Annotated in this window: 20 protein-coding genes and 1 other RNA gene; 10 read left to right on the forward strand and 11 right to left on the reverse strand. The window is 59.3% G+C overall.

Annotated elements, in window-relative coordinates; all coding sequences use genetic code 11:
- Window positions 1–59 precede the first annotated feature (59 nt).
- Window positions 60–884 carry an aldo/keto reductase gene (locus ABD815_RS05475; RefSeq protein WP_344844623.1) on the forward strand — a complete coding sequence of 275 codons (825 nt, stop codon included), beginning with the start codon at window positions 60–62 and terminating at the stop codon, window positions 882–884.
- Between the two features lies 1 nt (window position 885).
- Window positions 886–1863 (forward strand): aldo/keto reductase, encoded by a 978-nt coding sequence (locus tag ABD815_RS05480; RefSeq protein WP_344844625.1) that lies wholly within the window; start codon window positions 886–888, stop codon window positions 1861–1863.
- A gap of 3 nt (window positions 1864–1866) precedes the next feature.
- Here ABD815_RS05480 and ABD815_RS05485 read toward each other — a convergent pair whose 3' ends face one another.
- Complete coding sequence (locus ABD815_RS05485) at window positions 1867–2502, reverse strand: ribonuclease T2 family protein (RefSeq protein WP_344844629.1); 636 nt, start codon at window positions 2500–2502, stop codon at window positions 1867–1869.
- A 140-nt stretch (window positions 2503–2642) separates the two neighbouring features.
- Here ABD815_RS05485 and ABD815_RS05490 point away from each other — a divergent pair, with 140 nt between their 5' ends.
- The gene (locus ABD815_RS05490; RefSeq protein WP_344844631.1) at window positions 2643–3386 is read left to right on the forward strand and encodes a DUF1013 domain-containing protein; all 744 of its coding nucleotides are present in this window, start codon (window positions 2643–2645) and stop codon (window positions 3384–3386) included.
- An 89-nt stretch (window positions 3387–3475) separates the two neighbouring features.
- On the opposite strand, the gene recR is transcribed toward ABD815_RS05490, so the two are convergent.
- From recR to ABD815_RS05535, 9 genes are all read right to left on the reverse strand, one after another.
- Window positions 3476–4072 (reverse strand): recombination mediator RecR, encoded by a 597-nt coding sequence (gene recR, locus ABD815_RS05495; RefSeq protein WP_344844634.1) that lies wholly within the window; start codon window positions 4070–4072, stop codon window positions 3476–3478.
- Between the two features lie 7 nt (window positions 4073–4079).
- The gene (locus ABD815_RS05500) at window positions 4080–4424 is read right to left on the reverse strand and encodes a YbaB/EbfC family nucleoid-associated protein (protein ID WP_344844637.1); all 345 of its coding nucleotides are present in this window, start codon (window positions 4422–4424) and stop codon (window positions 4080–4082) included.
- Window positions 4425–4452: 28 nt separating this feature from the next.
- Complete coding sequence (locus ABD815_RS05505; protein ID WP_344844640.1) at window positions 4453–6213, reverse strand: DNA polymerase III subunit gamma/tau; 1761 nt, start codon at window positions 6211–6213, stop codon at window positions 4453–4455.
- Window positions 6214–6274: 61 nt separating this feature from the next.
- Window positions 6275–7318, reverse strand: coding sequence for a ribosome small subunit-dependent GTPase A (gene rsgA, locus ABD815_RS05510; RefSeq protein ID WP_344844644.1), 1044 nt, complete (start codon window positions 7316–7318; stop codon window positions 6275–6277).
- A gap of 169 nt (window positions 7319–7487) precedes the next feature.
- Window positions 7488–7584: signal recognition particle sRNA small type (ffs, locus tag ABD815_RS05515), an RNA gene on the reverse strand.
- Window positions 7585–7628: 44 nt separating this feature from the next.
- Window positions 7629–8396, reverse strand: coding sequence for an ABC transporter permease (locus ABD815_RS05520; RefSeq protein ID WP_344844647.1), 768 nt, complete (start codon window positions 8394–8396; stop codon window positions 7629–7631).
- On the reverse strand, window positions 8396–9190 hold the full coding sequence (locus tag ABD815_RS05525; RefSeq protein WP_344844649.1) for an ABC transporter ATP-binding protein: 795 nt from the start codon (window positions 9188–9190) through the stop codon (window positions 8396–8398). The genes ABD815_RS05520 and ABD815_RS05525 overlap by 1 nt, the downstream gene beginning before the upstream one ends.
- 70 nt (window positions 9191–9260) lie before the next feature.
- Window positions 9261–10268, reverse strand: coding sequence for an ABC transporter substrate-binding protein (locus tag ABD815_RS05530; protein WP_344844652.1), 1008 nt, complete (start codon window positions 10266–10268; stop codon window positions 9261–9263).
- A gap of 283 nt (window positions 10269–10551) precedes the next feature.
- On the reverse strand, window positions 10552–12525 hold the full coding sequence (locus tag ABD815_RS05535; RefSeq protein ID WP_344844655.1) for a bifunctional 2',3'-cyclic-nucleotide 2'-phosphodiesterase/3'-nucleotidase: 1974 nt from the start codon (window positions 12523–12525) through the stop codon (window positions 10552–10554).
- A gap of 221 nt (window positions 12526–12746) precedes the next feature.
- On the opposite strand from ABD815_RS05535, the gene nudC reads away from it, so the two are divergent.
- Both nudC and ABD815_RS05545 read left to right on the forward strand, forming a co-directional pair.
- Window positions 12747–13706 carry an NAD(+) diphosphatase gene (gene nudC, locus ABD815_RS05540; RefSeq protein WP_425549846.1) on the forward strand — a complete coding sequence of 320 codons (960 nt, stop codon included), beginning with the start codon at window positions 12747–12749 and terminating at the stop codon, window positions 13704–13706.
- Window positions 13707–13741: 35 nt separating this feature from the next.
- Window positions 13742–14200, forward strand: a complete 459-nt coding sequence (locus tag ABD815_RS05545) for an SRPBCC family protein (RefSeq protein WP_344844662.1) — start codon at window positions 13742–13744, stop codon at window positions 14198–14200.
- A 4-nt stretch (window positions 14201–14204) separates the two neighbouring features.
- Here ABD815_RS05545 and ABD815_RS05550 read toward each other — a convergent pair whose 3' ends face one another.
- Window positions 14205–15035: a prephenate dehydratase gene (locus ABD815_RS05550; protein WP_344844665.1), complete on the reverse strand. Its 831-nt coding sequence runs from the start codon at window positions 15033–15035 to the stop codon at window positions 14205–14207.
- A 123-nt stretch (window positions 15036–15158) separates the two neighbouring features.
- Here ABD815_RS05550 and ABD815_RS05555 point away from each other — a divergent pair, with 123 nt between their 5' ends.
- From ABD815_RS05555 to ABD815_RS05575, 5 genes are all read left to right on the forward strand, one after another.
- Window positions 15159–15683 (forward strand): c-type cytochrome, encoded by a 525-nt coding sequence (locus ABD815_RS05555; RefSeq protein WP_344844668.1) that lies wholly within the window; start codon window positions 15159–15161, stop codon window positions 15681–15683.
- Between the two features lie 188 nt (window positions 15684–15871).
- Complete coding sequence (locus tag ABD815_RS05560) at window positions 15872–17734, forward strand: extracellular solute-binding protein (RefSeq protein WP_344844670.1); 1863 nt, start codon at window positions 15872–15874, stop codon at window positions 17732–17734.
- 22 nt (window positions 17735–17756) lie between these two features.
- Complete coding sequence (locus ABD815_RS05565; RefSeq protein WP_344844672.1) at window positions 17757–18857, forward strand: microcin C ABC transporter permease YejB; 1101 nt, start codon at window positions 17757–17759, stop codon at window positions 18855–18857.
- Window positions 18854–19960 carry an ABC transporter permease gene (locus tag ABD815_RS05570; protein WP_344844673.1) on the forward strand — a complete coding sequence of 369 codons (1107 nt, stop codon included), beginning with the start codon at window positions 18854–18856 and terminating at the stop codon, window positions 19958–19960. The genes ABD815_RS05565 and ABD815_RS05570 overlap by 4 nt, the downstream gene beginning before the upstream one ends.
- Window positions 19957–21564, forward strand: coding sequence for an ABC transporter ATP-binding protein (locus ABD815_RS05575; RefSeq protein ID WP_344844676.1), 1608 nt, complete (start codon window positions 19957–19959; stop codon window positions 21562–21564). The genes ABD815_RS05570 and ABD815_RS05575 overlap by 4 nt, the downstream gene beginning before the upstream one ends.
- Window positions 21565–21575 lie beyond the last annotated feature (11 nt).

The raw sequence follows: 21575 nt of genomic DNA on the forward strand, positions 1-21575 counted from the left end.
TGGCGCTGCGCGTCCATTTGTGGAACGGTTTGGTATACCAGACAATGAGGGAGGCAATGATGGCTGACGTGAAGATGATCGGTCCGATTCCGCAAATCGGCTACGGAACTTGGAACCGCCCGGATCAGGAATGCTACGACGGTGTAATCGCGGCATTGGAGGCGGGTTACCGCCATATCGACACCGCCGAGGGCTACAATAACGAGGAATTCGTCGGCAAGGCGCTCAAAGATAGCGGCGTATCCAGAGGCGATTACTTCCTGACGACCAAGGTCGCCCCCGAAAGCTTTGGCCCCGGCCAGATCCGCCCCCATGTGGAGGCCTCTCTCGAAAAGCTGGGCGTGGACAAGGTGGACCTGCTCTTGCTGCACTATCCGTCCATCAACGACGAATACGACATCGAAGATTACATGGCGCAATTCGCGGCTGTGTTTGATGCAGGCCTGACCAAACACATCGGCGTCTCGAACTTCACCAAACACTACCTCGACCGCGCTCTCGAACTGCTCGGCGATCGTTCGCTTTTGACCAATCAGGTCGAAGCGCATGTGTTCATGCAAAATCACCCCATCGTCGAATACACGCGGGCAAAGGGCATCTCGGTAACTGCCTATTCGCCTCTCGCGCGCGGGGCTGTCACGGATGACGCTGTGATCGCGGGGGTCGCCGCAAAACATGGTGCCACCAACGGTCAAATCGCGCTCGCCTTTCTGATGCATGAGGGCCACGTTGTGATCCCCTCGTCGGGAAACCCGAAACGCATCGCAGAAAATCTGGCCGCCAAGGATGTCGAACTGGACGGCGAGGATATGACAAAACTACGCGGGCTAGAGCGCGGGATGCGCCTCGTGAACGGGCCGTGGTGTCCGACGTGGGATGAATGACATGAAGACCAGACGCTTAGGCAAAACCGGATACGAGATCAGCGAAATCGGGCTCGGGTGTTGGCAATTCGGGGGCGACTTCGGCCCGACGACGGATGACACATCACGCGAAACCATGCGCGCCGCGACAGAGGCGGGTGTTACGTTTTTCGACACCGCGGATGTCTATGGAGGCGGGCGTTCAGAGCGGGTAATCGGGGGCTACCTCAAAGAGGTGGATGGCCTGACCGTCGCTACGAAACTCGGGCGAAACGGTGAAATCTACGCCAGCGATTTCGGCTATGACATGGTGCGTGCGCATCTCGAACAGAACTGCGAAAACCTTGGCGTGGAGTGCGTCGACCTCATCCAGCTCCATTGCATACCCACGGAGCGTTTGCGCGAGGGCGACGTTTTTGCGGTGATGGATCGGTTGCAGTCTGATGGTCTGTGCAAAAATTGGGGCGCGTCGGTCGAAACCATCGAGGAAGCGCAGATTTGCCTGCGCCACGAAGGCCTCGCGACGTTGCAGATTATTTTCAACCTGTTTCGCCAAGATGCGGTTTGGGAGCTGTTCGACGATGCCAAAAAGGCCGATGTGGGCATCATTGTGCGCCTGCCTTTGGCCTCCGGTCTGCTCGCGGGAAAATATAGCAAAGACACCGACTTCGCCGAGAGCGATCATCGCAATTACAACCGTGACGGGGCGGCGTTCTCGGTCGGGGAAACCTTTGGCGGCATCCCCTTTGAGAAGGGCATCGATCTGGTTGAGGGCATGCGCGGGATGCTGCCGCCCGATGTGCCAATGGCGCAGTCGGCCCTGCGCTGGATCCTCGATCACGATGCGGTTTCCACGATCATCGCCGGCTGTTCGAGTGCGCGTCAGGTCCAGAGCAATGCGCGCGCGTCAGAGATGGCGCCACTGCCCACGGGTTTGCACGCGCAACTCAAAGACTACTACCAAAAGTCGGTGCGCCCGAGCATTCGCGGCGGCGTTTAGGGATCAATCGATATCGGCGAGCAGCGCGTCGTCGAGCGTGCAGTCGCGCACGACATCTTCGCCACACAGGCGCGGATCGAGGTCACGGGTCAGGCAGATGCGGACCTCCTGAATGCGCGCGGATTTGCATGTCACCGTGATCCCGTCCGCCTCTAGGTCGGGGTTGTCGGCGAGAAACGCCTGCTCAACAACGGAGGCGGGCAGGCGAATGTCGTCGGGCAGTTTGCGAAACGCCTCCGGACGTGTCACCGCCTCATAGGCGTCGCGCGAGGCGGCAAAGAATTCCTCCGCCGACAGACCCGAACAGCGCCCGTGCTTTTTCCACTGATACCATGCGGCGCCGTTGGTCCCCATGATGTCGGCCATGGCGCGGGTCTGGCTCCTGGAAGGGTCGCGGGCGGTTGTATTGCAATAGGACGGCCACCCCTTTTCATACTGCGGCCACATCCCGTGCAGAACCCATCCCAATGGCCGATCGCATTGCGGTGAATTTCTGGCGTCACCTTCCAGCGCACACCAGGTTGGCGACCAGGACAGAGACAAAACGTAGTAGTCAAAGTCTCCTGCGCGCTCACCTTCGGCATATACAGGCGCCGCGAGCAGGAGTGCTGCGAGCAGGTTCACCAATCGTTGACGCATTTTTTCTTCCCTCTGATCCCAAGACGGACTATACACCGCCCGAGTTCCCCGACAACGAGAACCGTCCCGCCAGCCGGGAAAGCCTTTTCAGGCGACGGAGAAGTTGCATCCGGGGTCGCGAATTTCGAAGGAGAATCACCATGGCAAAACCGATCATGGCGAAAGCCACCGCCGTCTGGCTCGTCGACAATACGACGCTGAGCTTCAAACAGATCGCCGCCTTTTGCGGTCTGCACGAGTTGGAAGTCCAAGGCATCGCTGATGGCGATGTCGCAGCTGGCGTGCGTGGGTTCGATCCCGTTGCCAACAACCAGCTGACCGCAGATGAAATCAAAAAGGCAGAGGCCAATCCCGCCCAGCCCTTGTCGTTGAAGTTCAACGCAGCCGCTGTTGGCGAAGAGAAACGCCGTGGCCCGCGCTACACGCCGCTGTCCAAACGTCAGGACCGTCCAAACTCGATCCTCTGGTTGGTGAAATTCCACCCCGAGCTGGCCGACGCGCAGATCGCCAAACTGGTCGGCACCACGAAGCCTACCATCCAGTCGATCCGCGAGCGCACGCATTGGAACATCGCCAACATGCAGCCGATCGATCCGGTTGCGCTGGGCCTGTGTAAACAGTCCGAACTCGATGCCGCCGTTCAAAAGGCCAGCGCGAAACGCGCAGCCGAAGGGTCGGCAATGTCTGACGACGAGCGCCGCAAACTCTTGTCGACCGAACAGTCGCTCGGTGCCGACAGCGAAAGCAAGATCCCGACCGCGATTGCGGGCCTCGAAGGGTTCAGCTTTGCGCGCGAAGAGGAAGAAGACCGCTCCGTACCTGATGCGGACACGTTCTTTAACCTGCCCGATAACGACGATGACGACGAAGACGAAGACAAGTGATCGCGTAGCGATTTCTGAAACGTCTCAAACCCCGGTCCGAAATGGCCGGGGTTTTTCGTGTCCGATGGTCGGGGTGATGGGGGAGGGTGCTAGAACCCTTTTCGCGCCTTGAGCGCGGCGGTGATTGTCCCGTCGTCGAGGTAGTCCAACTCGCCACCGATGGGCACGCCTTGGGCCAGCGATGTCACCGCGCAGCGCTCTGCTAGTTCATCGGCGATGTAATGCGCGGTTGTCTGGCCATCCACGGTCGCATTCAGCGCAAGGATCACTTCGTTGATGCCTTCCTCTGTGACACGACGCACAAGCGCGGGGATGCGCAGGTCCTCGGGACCAATGGCGTCGAGCGCGGAGAGCGTGCCACCCAATACATGGTAGCGCCCGCCAAACACGCCCGCGCGTTCCATCGCCCAGAGGTCGGCCACATCCTCCACCACACAGATTTCGCCATTTGCGCGCTTTTCGGACGCGCAGATTTTGCATAGATCGTCCGATCCGATATTGCCGCATTGCAGGCACTCGCGGGCCGTGTCCGCTACGCCCTGCATGGCCTGTGCCAGCGGCTGCATCAACTTCCCGCGCTTCTGGATCAGGCGTAACACTGCCCGGCGCGCCGAACGCGGGCCCAAACCCGGAAGGCGCGCCATCAGGTCGATCAGGTCGTCAATATCGCTGGGCGCCTGGCTCACGTTTGGCTCAGAATGGCATCTTGAAATCGGCAGGCAGGCCGAGGCCCTCTGTCAGTTTCTGCATTTCCGACTGCGCGCGTTCTTGGGCTTTGGTCTGCGCATCCTTGATCGCGGCGAGAATCAGGTCCTCAACCACTTCCTTTTCATCGGGCTGGAAAATCGACGGGTCGATGTCGAGACCGGTCAATTGCCCCTTTGCTGTCGCCGTCGCCTTCACCAAACCAGCGCCGCTTTCGCCGGTGACTGTGATCTGGTCAAACCGCTCCTGAAGCTCGGCCATTTGATCCTGCATGTCTTTGGCTTTTTTCATCATACCGGCCATATCGCCGAGGCCACCGAGACCTTTGAACATCATATTTTCCTTTCGATTGTCACCGGGATCATTCCGTTTCAAACGGGTCCCATTCATCTTCAACTTCTTCGAGCGCGGCTGACGCGGCCTCGGCTGCGATTTTCTCTGGCGTGCGAATTCCCGCAATTTTTGCATCGGGGAACAATTCGAAAACCTTGGCGACGAGCGGATGTGCCTTTGCCTGTTCTTCCAGAGCGATCCGCGCGGCGTCGCGCACTTCGAATATCGTGCGTGTGCCCTCTGGGGCCTGTGCAATCGACACACCCCAACGGCGGCCGGTGTAGCTTTGCAGGCGAGACGACAGGCGTGCGGCCAGATCAGAAGGCGCATTGTCCGTCGGCTCGAATTCGACAAAACCCGGCTGATAGCGCACGAGACGTACGTGTTTTTCCAACTCGATCATCAGCTTCATGTCGCGATTGTGCCGGATCAATTCAACCACATCCTCGAACCGTGCATAGCGCGCGAGCGCGGTATCGGGTGCCTCGGCGGGAGCAGCCTGTGCCAACATCGTTGGTCCATGCGATATTCCCGATCCGCCCGCAGGTCGCCCCATCGCACCTGTCGTCTGACCACCGCCCGCAGAGGCGCCACCACCGGAGCCCGACGGCGGGCGCGGCGGTGGGTTCTGGTCGTCAAGTTTGCGCAGGAGCGCCTCTGGCGTGGGTAGATCGGAGACATGCGTCAAACGGATCACGGCCATTTCGGCGGCCATCATCGCGTTGGGCGCGGCGGACACCTCTTCGAGTGCTTTCAGCAGCATTTGCCACATCCGCGACAACACCCGCATCGGCAATTTCTCGGCCATTTCCAGACCACGCGTGCGCTCGTCGGGGGACACGGTCGGGTCCTCTGCGGCACCCGGCGTGATTTTGATGACTGAAACCCAGTGGGTTACTTCCGCGAGATCGCGCAGCACGGCCAATGGGTCCGCACCATCGGCATATTGACCGCCGAGTTCCTCCAACGCCCCTGCCGCATCGCCTGACATGATCAGGTTGAACAGGTCGAGAACCCGCCCGCGATCAGCAAGGCCGAGCATGGCACGCACCTGTTCGACCGTCGTTTCACCCGCACCATGGCTCAGCGCCTGATCGAGAAGCGAAGTCGCATCGCGCGCCGACCCTTCGGCCGCGCGTGTGATGAGCGCAAGAGCGTCATCAGAAATCTCGCCACCCTCGGACCCCGCGATCCGGCGCATGAGGCCGATCATGTCCTCTGGCTCAATCCGGCGCAGGTCGAACCGTTGGCACCGCGACAGGACCGTCACCGGCACCTTGCGGATTTCGGTCGTCGCCATGATGAATTTTGTATGGGGCGGTGGTTCCTCAAGCGTCTTCAGCAGGGCGTTGAACGCACTGGTGGACAGCATGTGAACTTCGTCGATGATGAAAATTTTGAACCGTCCCACGGACGGGCGCGTGTGCGCCATCGCGTTGAGTTCACGGATATTATCGACACCGGTCGAGGAGGCCGCATCGATTTCGAGAACGTCGATGAAACGGCCTTCCATGATCTGGCGGCAGGGATCACATTGCCCACAAGGCTCCGTTGTCGGGCCGCTGGTTCCGTCAGGTCCGACGCAATTGAGACCCTTTGCAATGATCCGCGCGGTGGTGGTTTTCCCCGTACCGCGGATGCCGGTCATGATAAAGGCCTGCGCGATCCGGTTGGCTTCAAACGCGTTTTTTAGCGTGCGCACCATCGCGGTCTGACCGACGAGATCTGCAAAGGTTTCGGGGCGGTATTTCCGCGCCAGAACCCTGTATCCTGTCGATTGCTCAGTCATGCGTGCACTCCCATGGTCGCGCGTCAGGGTAAGGGGGCCCGCGCCCCCCCGCAAGCGGGTTTCACTCGCCCCGCTTGGCGCTTTTGACCTTCATTGCGGACTTGACCATTTTTCCGAATTTGCGCCCACGTTGGCGGGTTTCGGCAATGGTTTCGGAGTTGCGCGTGTCTTCTTCGACCAGCTTGCGCCAACGGGCAAGTCGATCAGCATCAAGACTGCCGTCGTCAAGTGCCGCGCGCACCGCACAGCCCGGTTCGGTGTCATGGGCGCAATCGGAGAATTTGCAGGCGGTGGTGAGATCGGTGATGTCCTCAAAGAGGGTCGAAATCCCCTCCGACGCATCGTGCAACGCCAATTCGCGCATGCCCGGTGTGTCGATGAGCCATCCACCTGCCAGCATCCGATACATCGAACGAGCCGTAGTGGTGTGGCGCCCTTTGGCGTCGTCTTCGCGAATGTCCCCGATGTCGATATCGAGACCCGTCAACCCGCGCGCGATGGTGGATTTCCCCACACCCGACGACCCGACGAGGGCAATCGTTTGACCCGTGCTGCAGTATTTCGCCAGTTCGTCGAAGGCGTCGGGGTCTTTGGCGTTGAGAACGATGACCGCCGCCCCGTCATAGATCGCGCGTGCGCGCTCGGCATATTCTTCGGCGGTGATGTCTTCGGGCTTGTCTGCCTTTGTGATGGCAATAACGGGCGTCGCCTCGGCTTCGATCGCGATGGCGAGATAGCGTTCCAGCCGTGCTTCGTTAAAGTCGTGGTTGCACGAGGTGGTGATAAACAACGTGTCGATATTGGCCGCAATCAATTGCGCCTGCGACATCGGTCCGGCGGCTTTGCGCGAAATCAGCGTGCGTCGATCAAGGCGGCGGATAATCCGGTCGGGATCGATCAACGCAAAGTCGCCCACCGCGAAATCGGTCGCAACCAACTCGCCTGTCAACGGACGCTCTTCGCGCGACAGATCTGCTTTGAGCGCGATGAGGCTGCGTCGTCGCACTTCGGCGATGCGTACGGGCGTCAGGGTTTCGATTTCGTCGGTGGAAAGCTGGCTGGTGAAGAACTGCGTCCAGCCGAGAATTTTGAGGTCAGGTGTCATGTGTCTGCCTTAGGGAACGGGATCATGAACCCACATCCGCCTGTGCGGTGGGGTGATGTGATCTCGGGCTGACCTGAAATGGGATGTGCCTTAGGCGCAGGCCGCCCGAGGGGTGTTTTCAACAACAGTCATTGATGATCTCCTCGGTTGGATTGCACAAAAGGGTTCGGGTGAGAGGCTGGACAACGACCCAAGCGGGGCTCGTTACGGCTGCTTCCTTCCGGACCTGACCGGGTTGGCGAGGCGCTCGCCCGCGCCAACCTCTCAAGGTGACAGATAGGTGACATGGGCCGGATTCGCAAGAGTGTGCTTAACCCTGCGGACGTTCCGCCCATCCGGCAAAGATTTTCTCCAGCCCCACCACGATGTAGTAGAGAACGATCCCCAGAAACGCCAAGGCGATCAGAACCGCGAACATCAACGGATAGTCGGCATTGATTTTCCCGCTGTCAAAGAGGTGGCCGAGGCCGCGACCATGCGGCTCAACGATCTCCATCAGGTTGGTGCCGATAAAGGCCAGCGTGACCGCTACTTTCAGCGCCCCGAAAAATTCCGGCAGCGTTTTGGGCAGGGCGATTTTCCAGAAGATCGTCCATTTCGATGCGCCGAGCGAGCGCAGGATGTCGCGGTATTCCGGCTCCAAGGTCGACAGGCCAATGGAAACCGCCACGGAGATCGGAAAGAAGGAAATCATGAAGGCGATGAGAATGGTGTTGAAGTCGTGCTGCCCGATAAAGATCAGCGCAATGACGGGAACCAGCGTGGCCTTGGGAATGGCATTGAAGCCGACGAGGAGCGGGTAAAGCGCGTCACGCATCATGCGCGAAAACCCCATCACCATGCCGATTAACGTGCCGACAATGACCGCCAGCAGCAATCCCACAACCGTGCGCCAAAGCGTATCCCAACCGTATTCGAGGAACAGCGGCCAGTATTTTATGAAAGCGGGGACGAGGTCGGACGGCGAGGCCATTTTGTAGTTTGGCCACCCTTTCACCCAGACGAGGAATTCCCATAGCGCGAGGAAAACGGTGATGGCGATGAGCGGCGTTGCGATTTTCCCCAGCGTCTTGTTCATCACGCGGCTTCCCCGTCTTTGGCGCGGCCTTGCGCGATTTCGATCTGGTGGCGAAGGCGATGGAGTATGTCGGTCGCTTCGGGTGTGTAGATGACTTCAAGGTCGGTGCGTCCCGACAGTTTGACGTCTTCGACATGCTGCGTTGTCGCCGGACGGCCCGACAGGACGACGACCTCATCGGCGAGATACACGCTCTCGCGCAGGTCGTGCGTAATCAACACGCCGGTAAACGGCTCCTCCTCGCGCAGACGGTGCATGGTTTGCCACAGGTCCTCGCGGGTGAAGGCGTCCAGCGCGCCGAACGGTTCGTCCATGATCAGCACATCGGGTTTGTGGACGATAGAACGGCATAGCGAGGCACGTTGGCGCATCCCGCCTGATAGCTCGGAAGGTCTTTTGTCCTCGAACCCCTCCAGCCCGACAAGGGCGAGAAGTTCGCGACCGCGCTCTTCCTTTTGTTTCCGGGTCATTTTGTTGGGCACAATTTCCAGTGGCAACAAAACGTTCTGCAGGATCGAGCGCCATTCGAGAAGCACCGGGTTCTGAAACGCCATGCCGACCGTGGAGCGCGGCGATGTTACCCGCTCACCATGCAGCCAAACCTCGCCTTCATCGGGCTTCATCAGCCCCGCGATCAGGCGCGTGAGTGTGGATTTGCCACAACCCGAGGGTCCGACCACGGCGCAGAAATGGCCCTCCGGAACGGCGACGTTGAGATTTTTTAGAACCGGTAATGGGCCGTCCTCGGTCGAGTAGGCGTGTGTCACGCCTTTGATTTCAATGAGATTTTCCATCGTCGCCCCCGGTTATTCGTCGGGCGGGCCGCATCTTGGGCCCGCCCGTTCAATATGTGCAATCGCGTGATTACTTCAGCATCCGCGCGTCTGCGGCAGGCAGATACGCATCGGTGAAATAGGCCGCTGCATCTGGCTCGGCCTGGAATTCGTAGACCATCTTCAGCTGCTCGAGCGAGCTTGCAAAGCGATCCGCGTCAATTCCACCGAGACCGTTCGCCATCGCGAAATCAGTCGCGACATTGGCGTCAATGGAGAGTTCGAGGCGGCGTGTTTCCAATGCCGCATCCGCTGCGGGGTTACGCACGATCAGGCTCTCGACGGCTTTGGCCGGATCAGCGATGGCATCTTTCCAACCGGCGGCAACGGCGGTGAGGAAGCCGGTGACGGCCTCCGGGTTTGTCGCCGCAAAGTCGGTGTTGACGATGATCGCGTTGCCATAAAGGTCGAGACCATAATCGGTCATCAGGATGGTCGAGATGTCATCCTCAGGCACGCCGAGACGCACAAGGTTGAGGTAGGAGGAGAAGGAGAAGCCGGTGACGGCATCCACCTGACCCTCGGCCAGCATCGGTTCGCGTGTCGGAAAACCAACCGGCTCAACCGTGATCTTTTCCATATCGAGACCGTTCTCGGCGGCAAAGATCGGGAACTGTGCCCATGCGCCATCGGGTGGCGGCGCGCCGAGCACGTGCCCCTCGAGGTCCTTGGGCGCTTCAATCCCGAGCGATTTGCGGCCCACAATGGCAAAGGGTGGCGCGTCATAGATCATCATCACGGCCGTTACCGGCGCGCCGGGATTTTGGTCGAGGAATTTGATCAGCGAGTTGATATCGGCAAACCCGACGGGGAAGGCGCCTGTGGCAACTTTCGGAATCGCGTCGAGCGATCCGGTGCCTGCGCTGATCTCAACGGAAAGATCGGCGGCGGCAAAGTGACCATTGTCGATGGCGACGAAATAGGGCGCAGAAGGACCTTCGAATTTCCAGTCCAGCGCGAATGGCATCTCTGTCTCTGCGGCGAGCGCGGTTGTGGACAGCGCGAGGGCCGCGATGGCGGCGAATGGTTTCGTAAACATGTAACTCCCCTTGTGAATTTCAGCGCCCAAGATGGCCTTGCGCCGGTGGCGTGACGAGAGACCGGCGTGCTCAGCGCACTCCAATCGAGGTTGCCGGTTTAAATTCCATCAAAAAAGGAGCAATTGCTACAATTTTAAGCAGCAATTGTGCCGAGCAGCCGTTTGAATCCTCTGTCGAGCAGTCCAGACCACTGTCAGAATCGCAATTTGCGGCAGTTTCAGGGGGAGGCGCCCAAGAAAAAAGCGGCGCCCTAAGACGCCGCTTTTCAATCGTTTGGTGCGATCACAGCGTGATGCGGAACCGTGAGAACCCGTCATCGCCCGCGCCGGCCTCGTCGATGGTCAGCCCTTCCAACTCCGAAAGGTGGGACTGTGCGGCAGGGCCGGTATCAAAGAGGACGGTTGCCCCATCAAGTGGCGCGAAAGACCAGTTAAAATCTGCCTTCGGATTCACTGTCCCGTTATCAACGATATAGCGCACGATGATGTCGCGGTTGGTGTCTGGCCCTTCAAAGATCACGGTCGACCCGTCCGCGCCGGGGAAATCCCCGCCGCCGCCCGCGCGATAGTTGTTGGTGGCGACGATGAACTCCATGTCGTCCGTTACCGGCGCGCCATCGATCGCGAGGTTCACAATCCGCGATGCTTCGGGGTTGAGTGGTCCGCCCTTGGCGTCAAAACGCGACGGCTGGCTCAGGTCGATCTGGTAGGTCACCCCGTCGATCACATCGAAGTTGTAGGAGGGAAAGTCGGGGTTGAGCAAAATGGCGTCTTTCGTGCCCGCCTCGACCTGATTGAACATCCCCGCAGAGCGTTCGAGCCACCCTTTCAACTGGGCGCCATTAATACGCACTGCACGGATCGTGTTTGGGTAGAGATAGAGGTCGGCCACGTTTTTGATCGCAATCGCACCCGGTGCGACGTCGGTGTAATATTCAGGACCACCGCGACCACCGGCTTTAAAGGGTGCTGCTGCAGAGAGAAGCGGCAAGCCTTCGTACTCGGTGCCCTTCATCATTTCCGCCATGTACCACATCTGCGCATTCGACACGATCTGGACCGATGGGTCGTCGGCGACGAGGGCAAAGTAGGAATGTAGCGGAGCTTCCGTTTTTCCGACAGCGCGGCGCACATAGGCCAGCGTTTCATCGTGATCCTTTTGCGCAGCGGCGATAACGGCAGGCACATCTTCGACAAGTGCCGTGACGGAGCGGTCCTCGTTGCGTTGGGCGATCTTGCGGGTTTCGCAGGCAGTGGTCACCACACGCCATTCGCCACCTTCACGCTCCAACATCAGGTCGATCACACCCAAATCGGAGCCCCAGAACCCGCCCATAACGGCCGGTTTGCCGTGGATCAGGCCCTTTTCGGCATCCACCGCTGCGTAGTCGGCATAGGTGGGGGAGGGGAAGACAAGGTGCGAGTGTCCGGTCATGAGCGCGTCGATCCCGTCAATCGCGGCCAACGGCACAGAGGCGTTTTCGAGCCCCTCTTTGTCTTCTGCCGTTCCAATGCCGGAGTGGGACAGCGCAATGATGATATCGGCGCCTTTTTCCTTCATCTCGGGAACATAGGCGCGCGCGGTTTCCAATATATCGCGGGCGTTCACGTTGCCTTCGAGGTGGCGGCGATCCCATGTCATGATCTGGGGCGGCACAAAGCCGATGAGCCCGACCTTGATGGAATGCTTTTCGCCCGCGCCATCGGTGATCTCGCGATCGAGGATCACATAAGGCGGCAGCAAAGTGGTGTCCGCGCGCGGGTTCGCACCCATTTCTTTGACAACATTGGCCGAGATCACTGGGAAATCCGCGCCGGCTAGCGATTTCATCAGGAAATCGAGACCGTAGTTGAATTCGTGATTACCCAGCGTAGAGGCGTCAAAACCAACCGCATTCATCGCCGCAATGATCGGGTGCAGATCGCCCTCTTTCATGCCGCGCTCATAGGCGATGTAATCGCCCATGGGATTGCCCTGCAAAAAATCACCGTTGTCGAGCAACATCGAATTCGTCGCCTCGGCGCGGATTTGTTCAATGTAGGCTGCGGTGCGGGACAGGCCAACGGTGTCGACCGGTCGGTCCGAATAATAGTCATAGGGAAAGACGTGAACGTGAAGGTCCGTCGTTTCCATAATGCGAAGATGAGCCTGATTGGCGGCTGCGCGGGCTGAGTATGGGTGCAGTGCGATCAAGGCGGTTCCAGCAATCGTGCCGCCAAGGAAATTGCGGCGTGTGAGTTGGGTCGTCAGGGTCATGTCGCCTCTCCGTATTGTTTGCCTTAGACAGTCTAGGCACGGGGAAAGACAAACCGGTGACATTTTTTTCAGATTAACGCGGGGCCGGTATTAAAAATACTCTTAAAAGTCGATATGACAAAAATTAATCAACCTTAGGTTGCATTATGTACATTTGTGCTGGCAGAGCAATAGGTCAGCGACCTTGCATCGATTTAAATGATTCTGGAGGCTCCACGACGATGGGGAAAACGTACAATAGAGAATCAGTAACTTTCGCGGCGGGACGCCTAGACCGATCTGCTGTGGCACGGGCCGAGGCGTCGTCATCTTGGGATCTGGAGCACGCGCTCGTGCTGCCGATGTGGCGACTGAAACCGCTCGTGCGCGAAGACGGGCGGCTTGCCCTGATCCCGTCAAAGGCACCAATTCTGTCAAACCTCCCCTCGGAGCCGCTCTTTCTAGGGCTGGCCGAAAACAACGGCGCACCGGTTTTTGCCGCCGATCTGTCGCATCTGGATCCCGTGGAGGATGCCGTCGATGCAGGACCCTTTGATCCGGTTTCAACGGCGGTGCGCGGCGTAAAAGAGGGTCAGTTCGTGGACCTACGTGGCGCCATGGGGGGACTTGACGGGTGGGAGGCCGAATTGGCGGCCACCGCGCGCGGGTTGCTCGCGTGGCACCGCACACATGGATTTTGCGCAGCCTGTGGTGAGCCGAGCGTGATCGCCATGGGCGGATGGGAGCGGCGATGCGGTGCCTGTTCTGCCGTTCATTATCCGCGCACCGACCCGGTCGTGATCATGTTGGTGACATATGGGAACTCTGTTCTTCTGGGCCGGAATAAGGAGTGGCCGGAGAACATGTATTCCCTTCTCGCCGGTTTCGTCGAACCCGGGGAGCCGATCGAGGCCGCCGTGCGCCGCGAAGTATTGGAGGAATCCGCGATACGTATCGGCCGCGTGGACTACATCGCGAGCCAACCTTGGCCCTTCCCAACATCCTTGATGATCGGTTGCCGCGCAGAGGCGCTAAGCCATGAAATCACGATTGATCCCGCAGAGCTGGAAGCCGCGCTTTGGGTGCCCCGTGAACGCGTTGCATCGGCCATGGCGGGGCTCGATCCGTCGCTAAAGCCCGCGCGAAAAGGTGCAATTGCTCATTTTCTCCTGACCCGATGGCTTGAAGATCGCCTCGATTAAGCGAATAAACGCGGGACCATGGAAGGAGTGACCCCATGAAATTTTCGACCCGCACGGATATCGATGCGCCGATTGATTACGTTTTCGCGCGCGTGACCGAATACGATGCGCTCGAACGCCAGGCGATGCGTCGCGGGGTCACCGTGCAACGTCGCGCGGACGCCACGCAGCCGAGTTGGGACCTAAAGGTTCCGTTCCGCGGTAAACTGCGCGACATGCGCGCGGACGTGATCGAAACCGATCCGCCTCATAGCCTCAAAGCCGTGGCATTGTCTGGCGGGTTGAACATGGAAATCACCATAACTCTGGTCGCCCTCTCGCCGCGCCGCACGCGCCTGACATTGGGATATGAGGTGCGGCCACAAACGCTTTCGGCGCGCATCCTCGTGCAATCCGTCAAATTCGCGAAAAACACGCTGCAGAAGCGGTTCGAAAAACGCGTGAGCACCATGTCCGAACGGTTGTCGACCGACTACGCCAAAACGGTCGCCTGAGCGATCAGCTCCGGCGCGGATCCGCAGGGTAGACGCCGAGAATCTCCACCATCTCGGTGAAAAAGCTCAACTCTTCCAACGCGAGTTTGACGTTTTCGTCGTCGGGGTGGCCTTCGATATCGGCGTAAAACTGCGTTGCCTGGAAATTCCCGTCGACCATGTAGCTTTCCAGCTTTGTCATGTTGATGCCGGTGGTGGCAAAGCCGCCGAGCGCCTTATAGAGCGCGGCGGGAATGTTGCGCACACGGAACACAAAGGCGGTGACCATCTTATCTGCGCGCCGCGTCAGATCGGGCTCGCGCGACATGATAAGAAAGCGCGTGGTGTTGAGGTCGTGATCCTCGACGTGACGCGCCAATACATCGAGCCCGAAAATCTCCGCCGCGATTTCAGAGGCAAAGGCCCCTTCGCGTTTGTCGCCCATTTCGGCAACCGCACGCGCCGCGGCGGCATTATCGGACCAATTGAGAATCTGGAGATCGCGTTCCTTGATGAACCCGCGCGCCTGTCCAAGAAGCACCGACATCGCACGGACCTGTTTTACGTCCTCGATTTTCGCGCCTTTGACGCCGAGCAGGTTCACATGCACCCGCACAAAGGTCTCATCGACGATGTGCAGACCCGATTCTGGCAGCAGGTGATACACGTCCTGCACCCGCCCGTAGGTCGAATTTTCGACGGCGATCATGCCCAAATCGGCCTCGCCATTGCGCACGGCATCCATCGCGTCTTCGAAAGTCGCGCAGGGAAGAGGTTCGTGATCTGGTCGCGCCTCGGTACATGCCTGATGCCCGTAGGCGCCCGGTTCTCCCTGAAAAGCTATGCGTTTGGCCATATTTTTCCCTCCCCGACGCAGTTTTATGTCGTCATGTCGATTGGTCGCGGGTCTTATACCTTGAAATGCCATGTGGGAAGCGGATACATACCGCGCGACCAGAGCACACAAACGGATCGCGACATGTTCGACACGATGACCCTTACCAAGGCAGTAGGCGCAGTTTGCGGCACCTTCCTGATTTTCCTTTTGGCCAACTGGGCTGGCGAAGCCATTTATCATGGCGGCGGCGCTCATCATGGGGAGGGCGAACACGCTCAGGCCTATGTGATCGACACCGGCGAATCCGACAGCGATGAAGCCGAAGAGGTCGTTCAGGTCGCATTCGCTGACGTTTTTGCCGCCGCCGACGCGGGCAAAGGCGAACGCGTGTTCAACAAATGCAAAGCCTGCCACAAACTCGACGGCACCAACGGAACCGGCCCACACCTCGATGGTGTTGTGGATCGCGAAATCGCATCGGTTGATGGATTTGCCTTTTCGGACGCCATTATCGGTCTCGACGGCCAATGGACCCCAGAAGCTCTCGAAGGCTTTCTCGAAAACCCCAAAGGCTACGCACCGGGCACAAAGATGTCCTTTGCCGGTCTCAGCAGCGTCGAAGACCGCGCGAACCTGATCGCCTATTTGCAGGGCTTTGGCGGCTAACCCATCACAGCCCCCGGGATTTGATCTGAATTTGCCCCGTTGGCTCGCGCCGGCGGGGCATTTCTTTGCAAACTTCACGAAAACTACACAATCGCGCAACTTCGCGGTTGGAAGGGATGAAAATCCGCGCCAGATTGATAGAAAGGACATCAATAGGTCCGGCTAATCCGATACGGAGGCACTATCGCATGGCACGTCACTTCTTCACAGCGACCCTTTTGGCCGCAGCTACCGTCACTTTCGGTTCGGTGGTTCACGCCCAGGAGAACGTGATTACAGCGACGTGGTTCTCCGATTGGGGCGAAGCGAAATATGACACGCCGGTCGATCACCTCGACTACGTGAACCCCGATGCGCCAAAGGGCGGGGAGATTTCCCTCGGCGTGGTTGGCGATTTCGATAGCCTCAACGCCTTCGCGACCCTTTCGGGCACGCCCGCAGCCCTTTCCACCATCGGGTTCGAACGCCTCATGGGCGGAGTCGCCGACGAACAAAAAGCGACCAGCTATTGCCTGCTTTGCGAGAGCCTCGAGTATCCTGAAAGTCAGGAGTGGGTGATTTTTCACCTGCGCGATGATGTGACCTTCTCGGACGGCTCCCCGATGACCGCCGAAGATGTGGTGTTCAGCTTCAATAAAATGCTCGCAGAAGGCACGCCGTCCTGGCGCGCCGGCGTTGCCGCGATGATCAAAAGCGCCGAGGTGCTGGACGAGTTCACTGTGCGCTACGAATTCCAGCCCGACATCCCGCGCAATGGCCTGATCGGTCAGGCGGGGTCGACCCTCGTGATGCAAAAGAAGTGGTTTGACGAAACCGGTGCAAAACTGGACGAAAAGAGCTTTGATATCTCGCCGGGCACAGGGGCCTATAAGGTTGGTGGCTACGACGCGGGCCAATGGGTCGAATACACGCGCAACCCCGACTATTGGGGCAATGAGCATTGGCTGAACAAAGGCACGCAGAACTACGACACAATCCGCATCGTCTATTTCGGCGACACCGTCGCGGCGTTTGAGGCCTTCAAATCAGGTGACATCACCTTCCGTCGTGAAAGCTCGTCGCTGCAATGGGCGACGTCCTACGATTTTCCCGCTCTCGAAAAGGGTTGGGTGAAAAAGGAAACGCTCTTTAACGGCTCCCTGCCCGGTGCCTATGGGTTCCTCTATAACCTGCGCCGTGAAAAGCTTCAGGACCGCAATGTGCGCCTCGCGCTCGGGCTGATGTATAACTTCACATGGACCAACGATAACCTCCAGTATGGCCTGTTCAAACAGCGCGAGAGCTTTTGGGAAAACGATACCCTAAAGGCCAAAGGCCTGCCCGAGGGTGCCGAACTGGCCATTCTCGAAGAGGTCCGCGATATGGTCGCGCCCGAAATTTTCACCGAGGAAGCATTCCTGCCGCATACCTCTGGCGACTTGTCTCTGGACCGGCGTAACGTGCGCCGCGCTTTGGCCTTGCTCGAAGAAGCAGGCTACGTGCCCGGTGACGATGGCAAATTGCGCAACGCCGCCGGTGAACCGCTGACGCTCGAAATCCTGCACTACAGCCCCTCGTGGGACCGGATCATCAACCCCTATGTCGAAAACCTGCAGGCGCTGGGCGTTGATGCGGTTTATAACCGGATCGACCCGAACCAATATCAGGCCCGCACCCAGAGCTTTGACTACGACATGATCTACGACGGCTACCTCAACGGCTTTGAGGTGGGCAGCGATTTCAGCCAGAAATACAGTTCCGAGAACGTGAACGATGTATTCAATCCCGCCGGCCTTGCAATGCCCGCCATCGATTATCTCAGTGAGCGCATTCTCGAAGTGGACACCTACGATGAAATGGCCGCCGTCGTGCGTGCCGCCGACCGGATCATGCGCCATGAATACTTCATCGTGCCCGCCCATATGAACGACTCTCACTGGGTGGCCTATTACGACATGTACGAACATGTCCCCGACGCGCAGTTGGAGCCTTATTCGCTAGGGTACCTGTCAACCTGGTGGTACAACGCAGACAAAGCCGCTGCCCTGCGCGAAGCCGGTGCCCTGAAATAAAGACGCGGAGAACGCGCCCCAAATGGCAAGCTATATCCTTCGGCGACTATTGCTGATCATCCCGACGTTGCTCGGGATCATGATCATCAACTTTGCCCTGACCCAATTCGTACCCGGTGGACCCATCGAACAGGTGCTCGCCAATATGCGCGGCGAGGGGGACGTTTTCGAAGTCATCTCTGGCGGTCAGCAGGACACAGAGGTCGAATTCGAATCGACCGTGACCGGAAACAACCAGAGCGAATACGCCGGTGCGCGCGGCTTGCCGCCCGAGTTTATCGCCGATCTGGAACGACAATTCGGGCTGGATAAACCGCCCCTCGAACGCTTCCTCGGGATGATGTGGAATTACATGCGCTTCGACTTCGGCGAGAGCTATTTCCGCTCCGAGGGTGTGTTGGAAATGGTCTGGGAACGCCTGCCGGTCTCCATCTCGCTCGGCCTCTGGGCGACCGTGATCTCCTACATGATCTCGATCCCGCTCGGCATTCGCAAAGCGGTGCGTGACGGATCGTCCTTTGACACTTGGACCTCCGCAATCATCATCGTGGCCTATGCAATTCCGGGGTTCCTGTTCGCCATCATGCTGCTCGTCCTTTTTGCGGGCGGCTCATATTGGCAAATCTTCCCGCTTCGTGGCCTCACGTCGCCCAATTGGGACGAGCTCAGCCTGTTTGGGAAAATCGCCGACTACGCATGGCACATGGCGCTGCCGGTGCTCGCCTCGCTGATCTCCTCCTTTGCCACGCTCACCTTGCTGACAAAGAACTCCTTCCTCGACGAGATCCGCAAACAATACGTCGTCACCGCGCGCTCCAAGGGGCTGACCGAAAGCCGCGTCCTCTACGGGCACGTGTTCCGCAACGCGATGCTCATCGTGATCGCGGGCTTCCCGTCGCTGTTCCTCGGCGTGTTCTTTTCCGGTTCGGTCATTATCGAGACGCTATTCTCGCTCGACGGTCTGGGGCGCATGGGTTTTCAGGCCGCTCTCCAGCGTGATTATCCGGTGATCTTCGGCACGCTGTTCTTCTTTGGTCTCATCGGCCTCGTCGTCGGCATCCTGAGCGACCTCATGTATGTCTTCGTTGATCCCCGTATCGACTTCGAGCGGAGGGACACATGAGATTGTCACCGCTCAACCAGCGCCGCCTGCGCAATTTCAAAGCGAACCGGCGCGCGACATGGTCGCTCATCATCTTCACGGTGCTCTTCGTGCTGTCGCTCTTTGCCGAATTTCTGGCAAACGACAAACCGATCCTCGTGCAATATCGCGGCAGCTATTACACGCCGATTGCCAAATTCTATCCCGAAACCGAATTCGGCGGCGATTTCCGAACCGAGGCCGTCTACCGCTACGCGGAGGTCGAATGCCTGATCAAAACCGGCGGCCTGGAGCTGTGCTTTGACGACCCCGAAGGCTACATCGCAGACGCCGAGGATGGCGTCATCAACGGCGAGGCGATCGAAAAGGGGTGGATGCTCTGGCCCCCGATCCGCTATTCCTTCAACACGCAGGTCGAAGGACCGGGTGCCGCACCGTCGCCGCCCACATCGCAAAACCTGCTGGGAACGGATGACACCAAACGCGACGTCCTCGCGCGGGTGATCTACGGGTTCCGGCTGTCGATCTTCTTCACCATCATCGTGACCAGCGTTGCCTCCGTCATCGGGATTATCGCCGGTGCGGTGCAGGGGTTCTTTGGCGGCCGCACCGACATCATCTTCCAGCGCATTCTGGAAATCTGGAGCGCGATGCCGTCGCTCTATGTCATCATCATCCTCTTCGCCATTCTGGGGCGGGGATTCTGGCTCCTCGTCGGGGTGACAATCCTGTTTGGCTGGCCCGCCCTCGTGGGTGTGGTGCGCGCCGAATTCCTGCGTGCGCGCAATTTCGAATACATCCGCGCCGCCCGCGCGCTCGGGGTCAGTAACGGCACCATCATGTTCCGCCACATGTTGCCCAACGCTATGGTCGCCACGCTCACGCTGCTGCCGTTTATCGTCACCGGCACCATCGGCACGCTCGCGGCGCTCGACTTCCTCGGTTTTGGTCTGCCCTCATCCTACCCCTCTCTGGGTGAGCTTACGTTGCAGGCGAAACGCAACCTGCAGGCCCCATGGCTCGCCTTCACTGCCTTCTTCACCTACGCCATCATGCTCTCGCTTCTCGTCTTCATCTTTGAAGGTGTGCGCGATGCCTTTGACCCGCGAAAGACCTTCCGATGAGCCTTATGGAAATCAAGGACCTGACGGTCTCCTTCAAACAGGACGGTGGCCTCGTGGCCGCGGTCAAAGGCGTGTCCTTCTCGCTGCAAAAGGGCGAAACGCTCGCGCTCGTCGGTGAGAGCGGATCGGGCAAATCCGTGACCGCGCTGTCGACCGTGAATCTTCTCGCCGATAATGCCGTCCTCGAAGGGTCGATCAAATACAAAGGCCGCGAACTCGTCGGGCAGCCGGAGAAAGAACTGCGCAAGGTGCGCGGCAATGACATCAGCTTCATCTTTCAGGAGCCGATGACCTCGCTCAACCCGCTGCACACCATCGAAAAACAGCTCGGTGAGATCCTGCTCGTCCATCGCGGCCTCACCGGAGCCGAGGCGCGGGCGCGCATCATCGACCTTCTCGAAAAGGTCGGCATCCACGAACCCGAAAGCCGGCTCAAGGATTATCCCCACCAGCTCTCCGGCGGGCAACGCCAACGGGTTATGATCGCCATGGCGCTCGCCAACGATCCCGACCTGTTGATCGCGGATGAACCCACGACCGCGCTCGACGTGACCATTCAGGCCCAGATCCTCACGCTCCTGCGCCAGTTGCAGGCCGACCTCGGCATGTCGATGCTGTTCATCACCCATGACCTCGGCATCGTGCGCAAACTGGCCGACCATGTCTGCGTGATGAAAGAGGGCGAAATCGTCGAACGCGGCGAAACGGCGCGGATATTCGATGCGCCCGAACACCCCTACACCCGCATCCTGCTAGAGGCCGAGGCCGCAGGACACGCAGCCCCCGTGCCCGACTCCGCCGAAGTGGTGGCACAGACCAAAGATCTGCGCATCTGGTTCCCGATCCAGCGCGGCCTCCTGCGCCGCACTGTTGGCCACGTAAAGGCCGTGAATGCCGCCACGCTCAGCGTGCGCGCGGGCGAAACCGTGGGCATCGTGGGCGAGAGCGGGTCCGGCAAGACCACCCTCGCGCTCGCCATGATGCGGCTGATCTCTTCCGAGGGTCCCGTCGTGGTTCTCGGGCAAGACATCCAGGGATGGACCAACCAACAAATCCGCCCTCTGCGCGCCGATATGCAGATCGTGTTTCAGGATCCCTACGGCTCTCTGTCTCCACGCATGACCGTGGCCCAGATCATTTCCGAGGGGCTCGGGGTGCATGGCCTCGGCGAACATGCCTCCCAAGAAGAAGCGGTGATTGAAATCATGCGCGAGGTCGGCCTCGACCCCGAAACGCGGTTCCGCTACCCGCATGAGTTTTCGGGCGGTCAACGGCAACGTATCGCCATCGCGCGCGCCATGATCCTGCGACCGCGCCTGTTGGTTCTGGACGAACCGACATCGGCGCTCGACATGACCGTTCAGGTCCAGATCGTCGATCTTCTGCGCCGCCTGCAGGTCGAACACAAACTCGCCTACCTGTTCATCTCCCACGATCTGCGGGTCGTGCGTGCCCTGTCGCATCGGGTTCTGGTGATGAAGCGGGGCGATGTCGTCGAAGCGGCCGATGCCGACACGATTTTCGACAACCCCCAACACCCCTACACGCGGGCACTGGTCGCAGCGGCTTTCGATTTGGAGGCGGAGGAGGGCGCGGGCGTCTAGACGCCAACGCG

The organism is Celeribacter arenosi, from assembly GCF_039539485.1.
Lineage (GTDB): Bacteria > Pseudomonadota > Alphaproteobacteria > Rhodobacterales > Rhodobacteraceae > Celeribacter > Celeribacter arenosi.

Excerpts from the sequence above, each read along its gene's own strand:
- ABD815_RS05530 (WP_344844652.1), bottom strand. The coding sequence starts at position 10,268 with ATGTTTACGAAACCATTCGCCGCCATCGCGGCCCTCGCGCTGTCCACA.
- nudC (WP_425549846.1), top strand. The coding sequence starts at position 12,747 with ATGGGGAAAACGTACAATAGAGAATCAGTAACTTTCGCGGCGGGACGC.
- ABD815_RS05575 (WP_344844676.1), top strand. The coding sequence starts at position 19,957 with ATGAGCCTTATGGAAATCAAGGACCTGACGGTCTCCTTCAAACAGGAC.
- ABD815_RS05505 (WP_344844640.1), bottom strand. The coding sequence starts at position 6,213 with ATGACTGAGCAATCGACAGGATACAGGGTTCTGGCGCGGAAATACCGC.
- ABD815_RS05535 (WP_344844655.1), bottom strand. The coding sequence starts at position 12,525 with ATGACCCTGACGACCCAACTCACACGCCGCAATTTCCTTGGCGGCACG.
- ABD815_RS05565 (WP_344844672.1), top strand. The coding sequence starts at position 17,757 with ATGGCAAGCTATATCCTTCGGCGACTATTGCTGATCATCCCGACGTTG.
- ABD815_RS05500 (WP_344844637.1), bottom strand. The coding sequence starts at position 4,424 with ATGTTCAAAGGTCTCGGTGGCCTCGGCGATATGGCCGGTATGATGAAA.
- ABD815_RS05555 (WP_344844668.1), top strand. The coding sequence starts at position 15,159 with ATGTTCGACACGATGACCCTTACCAAGGCAGTAGGCGCAGTTTGCGGC.
- ABD815_RS05520 (WP_344844647.1), bottom strand. The coding sequence starts at position 8,396 with ATGAACAAGACGCTGGGGAAAATCGCAACGCCGCTCATCGCCATCACC.
- ABD815_RS05525 (WP_344844649.1), bottom strand. The coding sequence starts at position 9,190 with ATGGAAAATCTCATTGAAATCAAAGGCGTGACACACGCCTACTCGACC.
- ABD815_RS05480 (WP_344844625.1), top strand. The coding sequence starts at position 886 with ATGAAGACCAGACGCTTAGGCAAAACCGGATACGAGATCAGCGAAATC.
- ABD815_RS05490 (WP_344844631.1), top strand. The coding sequence starts at position 2,643 with ATGGCAAAACCGATCATGGCGAAAGCCACCGCCGTCTGGCTCGTCGAC.
- rsgA (WP_344844644.1), bottom strand. The coding sequence starts at position 7,318 with ATGACACCTGACCTCAAAATTCTCGGCTGGACGCAGTTCTTCACCAGC.
- ABD815_RS05560 (WP_344844670.1), top strand. The coding sequence starts at position 15,872 with ATGGCACGTCACTTCTTCACAGCGACCCTTTTGGCCGCAGCTACCGTC.
- ABD815_RS05570 (WP_344844673.1), top strand. The coding sequence starts at position 18,854 with ATGAGATTGTCACCGCTCAACCAGCGCCGCCTGCGCAATTTCAAAGCG.
- ABD815_RS05550 (WP_344844665.1), bottom strand. The coding sequence starts at position 15,035 with ATGGCCAAACGCATAGCTTTTCAGGGAGAACCGGGCGCCTACGGGCAT.
- ABD815_RS05475 (WP_344844623.1), top strand. The coding sequence starts at position 60 with ATGGCTGACGTGAAGATGATCGGTCCGATTCCGCAAATCGGCTACGGA.
- ABD815_RS05545 (WP_344844662.1), top strand. The coding sequence starts at position 13,742 with ATGAAATTTTCGACCCGCACGGATATCGATGCGCCGATTGATTACGTT.
- ABD815_RS05485 (WP_344844629.1), bottom strand. The coding sequence starts at position 2,502 with ATGCGTCAACGATTGGTGAACCTGCTCGCAGCACTCCTGCTCGCGGCG.